Annotated in this window: 9 protein-coding genes; 4 read left to right on the top strand and 5 right to left on the bottom strand. The window is 73.7% G+C overall.

Features of this window, described 5'->3' with window-relative positions; translation table 11 throughout:
- Positions 1-107 precede the first annotated feature (107 nt).
- Positions 108-1724 (bottom strand): glycosyltransferase family 4 protein, encoded by a 1617-nt coding sequence (locus tag ACFWW9_RS34985; RefSeq protein ID WP_390386517.1) that lies wholly within the window; start codon positions 1722-1724, stop codon positions 108-110.
- Between the two features lie 207 nt (positions 1725-1931).
- Here ACFWW9_RS34985 and ACFWW9_RS34980 point away from each other — a divergent pair, with 207 nt between their 5' ends.
- Together ACFWW9_RS34980 and ACFWW9_RS34975 are read left to right on the top strand one after the other, a co-directional pair.
- The gene (locus tag ACFWW9_RS34980; protein WP_390386516.1) at positions 1932-3254 is read left to right on the top strand and encodes a glycosyltransferase; all 1323 of its coding nucleotides are present in this window, start codon (positions 1932-1934) and stop codon (positions 3252-3254) included.
- A gap of 153 nt (positions 3255-3407) precedes the next feature.
- Complete coding sequence (locus ACFWW9_RS34975; protein WP_390386514.1) at positions 3408-3773, top strand: STAS domain-containing protein; 366 nt, start codon at positions 3408-3410, stop codon at positions 3771-3773.
- Positions 3774-3806: 33 nt separating this feature from the next.
- On the opposite strand, the gene ACFWW9_RS34970 is transcribed toward ACFWW9_RS34975, so the two are convergent.
- Together ACFWW9_RS34970 and ACFWW9_RS34965 are read right to left on the bottom strand one after the other, a co-directional pair.
- Positions 3807-5003 carry an FAD-dependent oxidoreductase gene (locus ACFWW9_RS34970; RefSeq protein ID WP_390386513.1) on the bottom strand — a complete coding sequence of 399 codons (1197 nt, stop codon included), beginning with the start codon at positions 5001-5003 and terminating at the stop codon, positions 3807-3809.
- Positions 5000-5452: a nitroreductase family deazaflavin-dependent oxidoreductase gene (locus ACFWW9_RS34965; protein ID WP_390386512.1), complete on the bottom strand. Its 453-nt coding sequence runs from the start codon at positions 5450-5452 to the stop codon at positions 5000-5002. Before ACFWW9_RS34965 ends, ACFWW9_RS34970 begins: the two co-directional genes overlap by 4 nt.
- 73 nt (positions 5453-5525) lie before the next feature.
- Between ACFWW9_RS34965 and ACFWW9_RS34960 the strand changes: the two genes are divergently transcribed.
- Positions 5526-5972, top strand: a complete 447-nt coding sequence (locus tag ACFWW9_RS34960) for a MarR family winged helix-turn-helix transcriptional regulator (RefSeq protein ID WP_390386510.1) — start codon at positions 5526-5528, stop codon at positions 5970-5972.
- Between the two features lie 97 nt (positions 5973-6069).
- A complete protein-coding gene (locus ACFWW9_RS34955) occupies positions 6070-7086 on the top strand; it encodes a YdcF family protein (protein ID WP_390386509.1) in 1017 nt (338 codons plus the stop codon).
- On the opposite strand, the gene ACFWW9_RS34950 is transcribed toward ACFWW9_RS34955, so the two are convergent.
- Both ACFWW9_RS34950 and ACFWW9_RS34945 read right to left on the bottom strand, forming a co-directional pair.
- Positions 7087-8505, bottom strand: a complete 1419-nt coding sequence (locus tag ACFWW9_RS34950) for an alpha/beta hydrolase (protein ID WP_390386508.1) — start codon at positions 8503-8505, stop codon at positions 7087-7089.
- A gap of 56 nt (positions 8506-8561) precedes the next feature.
- On the bottom strand, positions 8562-9650 hold the full coding sequence (locus ACFWW9_RS34945; RefSeq protein WP_390386507.1) for an acyltransferase family protein: 1089 nt from the start codon (positions 9648-9650) through the stop codon (positions 8562-8564).
- Positions 9651-9729 lie beyond the last annotated feature (79 nt).

Raw genomic sequence — 9729 nt, 5'->3', positions numbered from 1 at the left:
GGTACATGAGCGCCGTGTACCTCGTCGGCGACGAGCGGGGCGGCCTCCCGGTGGAGGCGGTCTGCACGAACTGACCGAAGGGTGGCGCCCCGGCCTCGGCCGGGGCGTCACGCCCGGTCGCGGTACACGCGGGCGAACGCCCCGGCCACGCGGGCGATGGGGAACCGCTCGCGCACCGTCTCCCGCCCGGCCTCGGCGATCGCGCGGGTCGCTCCGCCCAGCTCCACGGCCTCCCGCAGGCCCGCGCCCAGCAGGGCGGCGGTCGAGGTGTCGACCAGGAACCCGTTGCGCCCGTGGTCGACGTAGTGCGGCAGGCCGCCCCGCACCGGCCCGACCACGAGGAGGCCCGCCTCCATGGCCTCCAGCACGGCGATGCCGAACTCCTCCTTCACGCTGGCGCAGGCGTAGACGTGCGGCGACGGCGCGGGGAGGGCCGTGGCCAGCGCGTGCTCCAGGCCGCGGACCTTGGCGTTCGGCCACGCGGGCAGCACCGCCAGCCGCCCGCGCGCCTCCGGCACGGACTCGGCCAGCGCCAGCACCTCGTCGAGCACGGCCCGCTCGTCCGGCGTGCGGTCGGTGAGCGAGCCGCCGATCAGCACCAGCGCCGTCGACGTGTGCAGCCCCGCCTCCAGCCACGCCCGCACCAGCACGGTCTGCTGCTTCACGGGGTGCAGGCGGCCGACGTTGAGCAGCATCGGCAGCCCCCGTGCCGAGTCGTCCAGCCGGGGCAGGGTCCGCGCGGGGGCGAACAGCTCGGCCACCAGCTCCTCCGGCCGTTCGGGCGTGGCGGGCAGGGGCGCGATGCCCTCCTCGATGGCGATCGCGGAGCGGTGCCCGAGCTGCGGGAAGTGCTCGACCAGCTCGTCGCCGCGGCCGCCGATGGCGACCAGGGCGTCCGCCCGTTCGACCAGCTCGTCCGCCACGCGCACCCGGTGCAGGTCGAAGCGCAGCGCCTCCTCGTCGGCCCCCTCCTCCGGGTACCGCTCGGCCAGGTGGCGGTGCGGGTCCGGGGTCAGGGTGAACACCACGCGGGCGCCCAGCAGCCGGGCCGCGTCGGCCACGGCCAGGGAGCCGTCGTCGGAGTACCGCACGTGCACCACGTCCGGCACCAGCGCGTGGCGGGTCAGCAGTTCGCGGATCCACCAGGTGATCGCGATCCGGTGGCCGCCCATCTGCGGCTGCGGCAGGGCGACGGGGGAGTCGACGGGGACGTGCACGGTCCAGTGCTCCCGGTCGGCCTGCCGCTCCACGACGACCGCCGTCGGGTCCGCGGCGAGCACGATCGTCACGACCCGGCCGATGTCGTCGCGGTCGGCCAGCGCGTCGCCCAGCGACCGGAGGAACACCCCGAGCCCGCCGCTCGCGCCCTCGCCGGGCCGCCCGGCGCCGCCGATCAGCATCGACTGCGCCACGGTCGGGCCGTCGACCCGCCCGGCACGCGGCCGGTCGTCGGTGAGCAGGTCGAGCAGCAGCTTCTCGTAGGACGTCCTCGGGTCGCCCTGCACGGGGTGGCCCAGCGAGTGCAGGTAGCGCCACAGCGGGGCGCCCTCGCCGACCGCGCGGGCCTCGTCCGGGTCGAGCGGCGCGAGGCCGTGCAGCGCGCACAGGTCGAGCAGCCACCCCGCGACCGGCTCGCGGACGTCGTCGAGCAGGGTCCTCCGCAGGACCGCGGTGAGGCGCTCCGCTGCGCTCGTTCTTAGCAGAGGTGGGACAAGGTCGCACAACAGGGAGATAGCCGCAGGTGAGGGTGCCCGCACGAGCTCGCCGACCGCCTGTTCCGGCGACGGCGGGAGCGGTGGTCGGGCGAGGTCGAGTCGACGGTTTTCCAGTGCTCGCAACAGATCCCGGTGTGATCGCACGCACGACGTTCGAACCGGCGAGCCGTTCGGATCGAACAAAACCCTGTGTTGCCAAGGAAAGTGAGATGAACCATGCCCCGCGTCGTGGTGATCAGCCCGCCGTTCCGCTCGCACGCCCAGCCGCTGTCCGTTCTCGCCCGCTCGTTGTGCGGGGTGGGCGCCGACGTGGTATTCGCGTCCACTCCGGAGTTCGCGGACCTGGCCGGTGGCCTGGACTTCGTGCCGTTGCGCACGACCCGCAACGCCAACACGGGGGTCGCGCAGAGCACCGCGCAGGACGCCGACTCGGCCCGCAGGCTCGACGAGTTCCTCGATTCCACTCGACGCGGTCCGGTCGCGGCGCTGCTGACCCAGACCACCCACCGGCGCGCGGACATGCTCGACGCGCCGGAGGACGTGCTCGCCGACGTGGCCGCGCTGCACGAGCGGCTTCGGCCGGACTGGTACCTGGTCGACCAGCTCAACTACGCGGTCACCCTGGCGCTGCACGCGCTCGGGCTGCCGTACGCGTCGTTCTGCCCCGGCCACCCCACCTACCTGGTCGCCCGTGACGACCAGTTCTTCGGGCTGCCCCAGCTGTGGCCCTCGGCCGTCGCGCCGGACGAGGGCGAGCTGGCCGCGCTGCGCGAGGCGACCCGGCTCACCGACCTCCGGTTCACCGGCCTGTTCGCGGACTTCGTCCGGCGGCACGCCCCCGACCGGCCCGCGCCGGGGCGGGCGTTCGCGCTGACCTCGCCGCACGCGGCCGTGCTGAACTACCCGCCGTTCCCGTGGCTGCCGCCCCTGCCGGACGGCCCGGAGCACGTGTTCCTCGGCCACTGCTCCGACTCCGACCCGCTCGACGGCGCGTGGCGGGCCCGGATCCGCGGCCGCCGGGTGGTGCTGGTCGCCCTCGGCACGTTCCTGTCCGCCCGCGACGACGTCCTGCGCACGGCCGTCACGGGGGCGTTGAGCATCCCGGACGTGACCGTCGTCGTCGCGGGCGGCGCGCGGGTCGCGGCGCTGGCCGATCTGGCGGCCGATCCGCGCGTGGTGCTGGAAGCGGTCGTGCCGCAACGGGCCCTGCTGCCGCACGTGGCCGCGATCGTCCACCACGGCGGCAACAACACGTTCACCGAGGCGCTGGAGGCGGGGGTGCCCGCGCTGGTCCTGCCGTTCTCCAGCGACCAGTTCTGCGTGGCCCACGACGCCGAGCGCTCGGGGGCGGGCGTCTGCCTCGACCCCAACGCGCTCACGCCCGAGCAGGTGACGACCGCGGTGCGCGGCCTGCTGGACCGGGGCCGCACCCCGAGGCTGCGCGCGCTGCGGGACGGCGTCCGCGCGGCCGGTCCGGACCGGGGGGCCGCGAGACTGGTCCAGGTGCTGGACCGCCGGGTGAGCCGCACGCCGCGGTAGGTCCACTGTGGACCACCGAACGGCGGACGCGGTGCGGGTGAACGTCGGCGGGGGCCGTTGTGGGCCGGACGGCGGACCGGTACGGTATCGGTCCGCGAAACGGGTTCAACAGTGAGCTCTCCTCCGGTCGTCGTCGAGTCCTGGGAGCGAGCCGTGTTCGAGTCAGCCGTCGCCGTCCCGGAAGGGCGGTCGCTGGTCGTCCGCGTGACCAGGGGTGAGCGGAGTTCGATCGTCTACGTCGAGGGCGAGTCCGACTCGGCGGGCGCCCGGCGGCTCGGCGTGGAGCTGCGGTCGGTCTGCAACCGGTACCCGCTGGTGGTCCTGGACTGCGAGGGCCTGCGGTTCCTCGGGTCGACCGGCTTGGAGGTGCTGCTCGACGCCCACCGCCGCGCGCGGGTGCACGGCCACGTCCTGCGGATCGTGGTCAGCTCGCCCGCGGTCCTCGCCGTGCTGCGCGTCTCCGGCGCGGACCGCGAGCTGGCGGTGTTCGGCACGATGGACGCCGCGCTGACCACGTGATCGTCCGCTCGATGACTTCAGTGCAGACCGAACTCAGTCGACCAGGCCCTGAGCCAGGCGAGGAGCGCGGGGACCGTAGGCGTTGGCCTTCGCCGCCCGCGCCCGCACGCCCGGCACGGCCGTCACCCAGCGCAGGAAGCCCGGCGGGGTCAGCGGACGGCCCCGCTCGCGGCTGCGGGCGATCCGCCGCTCGATCCGCGACTGCTGGGCCTGCACCACGTCGATCGCCGGGTCGCGCTCGGCCTGGATCGCCGCGAGCACCTCGTCGCCGACCTCGCCCGCGCGCAGGGCGGGCACGAGGTGGTTGGCCGCGACCACGGCGTCCTGGACCGCCATCAGGATCCCGTTGCCGCCCACCGGCGAGATGACGTGCGCCGCGTCGCCGATCAGCAGCAGGCCCGGCCGGTGCCAGCGCTCGACCCGCGAGATGTCCACCGACAGCAGCGTGGTCTGGGAGAACTCGCGCAGCTCCGGCAGCCGGTCGGCCAGCCACGGCACGCGCTCGGCCACGAACTCGCGGATCGGCCCGACCCCGGCGGCGCGGGCGGCGGCGTACCCGCCCTTGGGCAGCGTGCAGCCGACCTGCCAGTCGTCCGTGCCGCCGAGCAGCCCGACGTACTGGTCGCGCCCGAAGAACAGGTCGACGTCGGCCTCCGGTGGGTCGGTGGCCCGGCGGGGCAGCCGGAACCACAACAGGTCGCTGGACGCGCCCAGGCTGTGGCCGGGGAGGCCGGAGAGCTTGCGCAGCTTGGAGAACCGGCCGTCGGCGCCGACCACGAGCCGGGCGGGCACGGTCCGGTCGCGGAGGCGGACGCCGGTGACCCGGCCGTCCTCCTCGACCAGGCCGGTGACCTTCGCGCCGAGTTCGAGGGTGAACGCGGGGAGCTTGGCGGCCTCGTCCGCGAGGAAGGACAGGAACCGGGCCTGCGGCATCAGCGCCACGTAGTTGAAGCGGGTCCGCAGCTTGCCGTAGTCGGCGGTGGTGATCGTCGTGGTGGGCGTGTGGAACCGGAAGAAGCGGGCGGGGTGGTGCGGCAGTTCCAGCAGCCGGTCCGCCAGCCCGAGCTGGTCGAGCAGTTCCAGCGTGTACGGGTGCAGGGAGTCGCCGCGGAAGTCGCGGTCGAAGTCCTGGTGCGACTCCAGCAGCGTGACGGGGACCCCGGCCCGCGCCAGCAGCAGCGCGAGCAGCATCCCGCCGGGTCCGCCGCCGACCACGACCACGTCGCTCACGCGCGCCCCGCCGGGTCGAGGCGGAACACCGCGATCGAGTCCAGGTGCGCGGTGATCTCGGCGGGGGACGCCTCGGGCGGCACCGGGAACGCCTTCAGCGCCCACGGCACGGTGACGGCCCTCAGGTAGGTGGACACGACAGCGGCCGCCTCGTCCGCGCCGACCGGCACGGCGACGCGGGCCCGGTCCTCGTCGCCCGCGAGGATCGCGCACTCCGGCGTCGCGACGAGGTTGCGCACCCAGTCGCGGCTCGGGTCGGGGGAGACGAGGTACTCGCGGGCGTTCAGCCGGGTCACGCCCACGGGCGTCCGCCGGGGTTCGCCGCTGCGGCGGCCGGTGGTCCGCACGACCCGCAGCGCGTACCCGGCCTCCGGCACGGGCGCGGCGGGTTCCGCGAGGATCCGGGTGGTCATGCCGGTGTTCATCGCCCGCACGTCGGGTCGGCTCACGCTCACTCCTCGGTCAGGTGGTAGCTAGAGAGTCTAGCTACTCTGCCGGGCCTCCGCTCAGTACGCTGCGGTGGTGGACGAGCCGGACATCGCCAGGGACATCAGCCGGTCGCTGCGCGACCTCCTCCAGGCGGGCCGCGGCGTGCAGACGACCCTGGCCCGCAGGCTCGGCGTCGGCGTGACCGACGTGCAGGCCGTGAGCCACCTCGTGGAGAGCCCCGAACCGCTGGGCACGGTGGAGCTGGGCAACCGGCTGGGCATCCGCTCGGCGTCGGCGACCGTGCTGGTCGACCGCCTGGAGGCCGCGGGCCACCTGAGCCGCACCGCGCACCCCGACGACCGCCGCCGCGTGGTGCTGCGGCCGACCGACACCGCCCGCGCGGAGGTCCGGGAGGCGCTCGCGCCCCTGCTGGCGTCGCTCGGCGGGATCGTCGCGGACCTCGACGACGACCAGGCGGCCGCGGTGCTCGGCTTCCTGCGGGACGCGACCCGCGCGATCGGCGAGTTCACCGCGGAGTAGGTCCACTTCGGACCCGACCACTGTGGAGCGTCGCGCGATCGTCGTGATCGGTCCCGCTCTGGTGTAATGATCACCGCGACGAGGAGGTACCGGTTCGATGACTGCGGTCAGCGTCTACAGCTACGGCATCGCGCTGCTGTGGTTCCTGTTCTTCCTCGTCAGCTTCCTGCGGGACCGGCGGCGGTTGCGCAACGGCGTCTACCTGTTCGTGGCGCTGATGTTCCTGGGGTTCGGCCTGCTCGTGACGTTGGCGTCGGTGTCGACGACCGCGGCGAACGTCGTGGTCATCGGGGTCGTGGTGCTGATCCCGCTGCTGATCGCGGCGCTGGCGGTGTTCCTGGTGGCCAACGGCGTCACGATGGTGCGCCGCGAGGGGTTCCGGGCGGTGAACCTGCTGTCGCTGGCCGCCGGGCTGGGGATCATCGGGTTCGTGCTGTTCCAGGGCCTGCGGCAGTACGTCGACTGGCCGCCGCTGGGAGTGGTCGGCGACGCCATGACCGGGCTGCTGGCCTACCTCGGGTTCCTGTTCGCCTGCTTCCTGCTGTACTCGTTCGTGTACGGCCGGATCCGGCCCAAGCGGGACGTGGACTTCATCGTGGTGCTCGGAGCGGGGATCCTCGGCGAGAAGGTGCCGCCGCTGCTGGCGAGCAGGTTGGAGCGCGGGCGCACGACGTTCGACGCGGCGGTCGCGAAGGGCACCGAGCCCGCGCTGATCACCTCGGGCGGGCAGGGGCCGGGGGAGGACGTGCCGGAGGCGGTCGCGATGGCCGAGTACCTCGTGGGCCGGGGCGTGGACCGGGACCGGGTGCTGCTGGAGGACCGGTCGACCACGACGTGGGAGAACCTGACGTTCAGCAAGGCGATCATGCAGGAGCGGCGGCCGGACTACCGCTGCCTGGTCGTCACCAACAACTTCCACGTCCTGCGGGCCGCGCTGCTGGCCCGCAAGGCGCGGGTGAACGGCCAGGTGATCGGCTCGCCGACCGCCTGGTACTTCTGGCCCACGGCGACGCTGCGCGAGTTCGTCGCGATCCTCGTCGAGCACTGGGTCGTCAACGGCGTGATCGCCCTGCTGATCGTGCTGTCGGCCGTGCTGCCCGCGCTGCTCGGCTGATCAGCCGGTCGGCTCGACCGCCGGGCACGACGCGCCCTCGGCGGGCGTGCGCAGGGTGAACAGGTAGGTGTTGGCGACGTTCTTGGTGCAGTCGCTGCGGTTGTACACGACGTGGCCCCAGCCGTCGTAGGTGAGCAGCGCGGTGTGCGCGGCGGCCTGCCGGTGGACCGTGCGAGCCCACGCGTAGGGCGTGGCCGGGTCGTGGCGGGAGTTCAGCACGAGGATCCTCGGACCGGTGCGGAGGGCCAGCCGGTGCGGCGGGTTCGCCGCCGGGCCGGAGATGCCCGCGCACGCCATGACCTCGTCGTGGCTGATGTTGGCGCCATACAGGGTGGGGCCGCGCCGCAGTTCCTCGGCCCGCAGTCGCGCGTAGTCCTGGTAGTTCTTGACCCGCAGGGAGAAGTCCTGGCACACGGTCGCGAGCCGGACCGACTCGTAGTTGGGCTCGAACAACGCGGTGAGCGGCGGCTTCTCGGCGGCCAGGTCCGAGATCGTCCGTCCGATGTCCGCCCAGGACGGCGTGTAGAGCATGCCGTTGACGTAGTCGAGGAGACCCTGCCCGCCCCAGCCGATGGCGTCCGCGCCCTTCAGCGCGTCCGCCAGGACCGCTCGCACGTCCCGGCCGTGCAGCGCGCAGGTCGTCGTGCGGGCGCACCACTGCTCGAACTCGCCGAACGCCGCCTCCGTGGACGCCGCCCGGTCGCCGACGAACCGGCGGACGTCGGCGCTGTGGTCGAGGACGCTGTCGAGGACCATCGACCGCAGCCGCGCGCCGAAGCGCTCGGCGTAGGCCTGGCCGAGGACCGTGCCGTAGGAGACGCCGAAGTAGTTGATCTTCTGCTCGCCGAGCGCGCGGCGCAGGGCGTCGAGGTCGCGCGCGGACTGGCTCGCGTCGGCGTGGTCGAACACCGGGCCGCTGCGAGCCCGGCAGTCCGCGATCAGCTCCCGGTTGTGCGCCACCAGCGCGTCGAACCCCGCCTGGTCCACCGGGTAGGTCGACGGGCCCCGGTTCAGCAGGTCGTCGGAGCAGCGGGCGCGGGCGCTGTCGCCCGTGCCGCGCTGGTCGAACCCGACGACGTCGAACCGCTCCCGCACGTCGGGCGTGAACAGGCCCTTGGACTGGGCGAACGCCGCGCCGGACCCGCCGGGACCGCCCATGTCGGCGACCAGCACGCCGATCCGGCGCGTCGGGTCGCCCGCCGTGCGGCGGGCGACGGCGAGGTCGAACGACTCCCCGCGCGGCCTGGCCCAGTCGACCGGCACGCGCAGCGTCCCGCACTCGGCGTCGGGCACCTCCGGGCAGGAGTGCCAGGCGATGGCGGTCGGGGTCCAGTCGGCCTCCGCGCTCGCCTGCGTGGTCCCGGCCACCAGGCCGATGCCGCAGGCCACCGCTCCGAGCACGCGCAGGATCGACCGCACGGGTCCTCCACCATCGTCGCCCCACCGAGATCCGACGGGGGATTGTCGCGAGTCGATCAAGGAACGCGCAAGGGCTGAACGGTGGCGGGGACGGTGGTGCGCCGGGCCACGACCCGACGTCCGAGGGCGATCATCGGCAGTTCCACCAGGCGGTGCAGGACGTCGGCCAGCAGCAGCGCCACGGCGAACACGACGACCGGGCGCGCGCCCCCGAACGTCCCCACCAGCGCGACTGCGCCACCGGCGATGCCCTGCACCAGGTACAGGGAGTAGGACCGCTCGCCGACGAACCGCATCGGCCCGCTCGACAGCGCCCACCGGACCGGCCACCCGGAGATCACCGAGGGCAGCAGGAACGCGCACGCGATGGCGTACACCGGCGTCGCCGCCATCGCCGCGGGCACGCCGAACCAGTCGCCGAGCACCGGCGAGAGCGTCCCCACGGACAGGTGGAAGGCCACGAACGCGACGGCGACGGCCACCGACGCCGCGGGACCGGTCAGCGGGCGCAGGACGGCGTAGCCGCGCGGGTGGTGCAGCACCAGCGCGAGCAGGCAGCCGACCAGGACGGAGAAGTAGCCGAGGGTCCAGTTCGGCGAGGACTGCCCGAGGGTGACCGGGACCAGCGCGAGCGCCACGACGAGGCCGCCGACCGCGACGCCGAACCGCCGGGCCGTCGACGCCGCTCCGGCGAACGCGAGCAGCGGCCACAGCAGGTAGAACTTCTGCTCGGTGCCGATCGTCCACGAGTGGCCGTAGGGGTTGTTCTGGGTGAACTCGTTGAAGAACGTGAGCTGCAACGGCAGCGCGGCGCGGAGCCCGCTGCTGGTGAAGGTGCCCATGGCCAGGCAGCCGACCAGAACCGCCGCCAGCACGAGGAAGTACACCGGCAGGATCCGGAACGCGCGGCGCAGGTAGAAGTCGGCCAGCGCGATCCGGCCGGTGCGGTCGTGCTCGCGCAGCAGCAACGTGGTGATCAGGAAGCCGGACAGCACGAAGAACAGGTGCACGCCGATCCAGCCCTGGAGCACGTCCGGCCCGTCGAAGTGGAACAGCACCACGAGGGTCGCGGCGACGGCGCGCACGCCGTCCAGGCCGGGGAAGCGCCGCATGGCGAGGTAGTCGGCGTGGGTGGGGGTGGTCATGCCGGAAGCTTCCGAGGCGCGCTTCCCGATCTCGTCCGGCTCATGTCCTGGTTTCGCTACAGAACCGGGGAGGGCGGCG

The organism is Umezawaea sp. NPDC059074 (assembly GCF_042738955.1).
In the GTDB taxonomy this organism is placed as follows: Bacteria; Actinomycetota; Actinomycetes; order Mycobacteriales; family Pseudonocardiaceae; genus Umezawaea.
The sequence above is the reverse complement of the archived record's forward strand: the minus strand, read 5'-3'. Positions and strand labels throughout refer to the sequence as shown.

Coding starts and splice junctions, on each gene's coding strand:
- ACFWW9_RS34980 (WP_390386516.1), top strand. CDS start 1,932: ATGCCCCGCGTCGTGGTGATCAGCCCGCCGTTCCGCTCGCACGCCCAG.
- ACFWW9_RS34955 (WP_390386509.1), top strand. CDS start 6,070: ATGACTGCGGTCAGCGTCTACAGCTACGGCATCGCGCTGCTGTGGTTC.
- ACFWW9_RS34945 (WP_390386507.1), bottom strand. CDS start 9,650: ATGACCACCCCCACCCACGCCGACTACCTCGCCATGCGGCGCTTCCCC.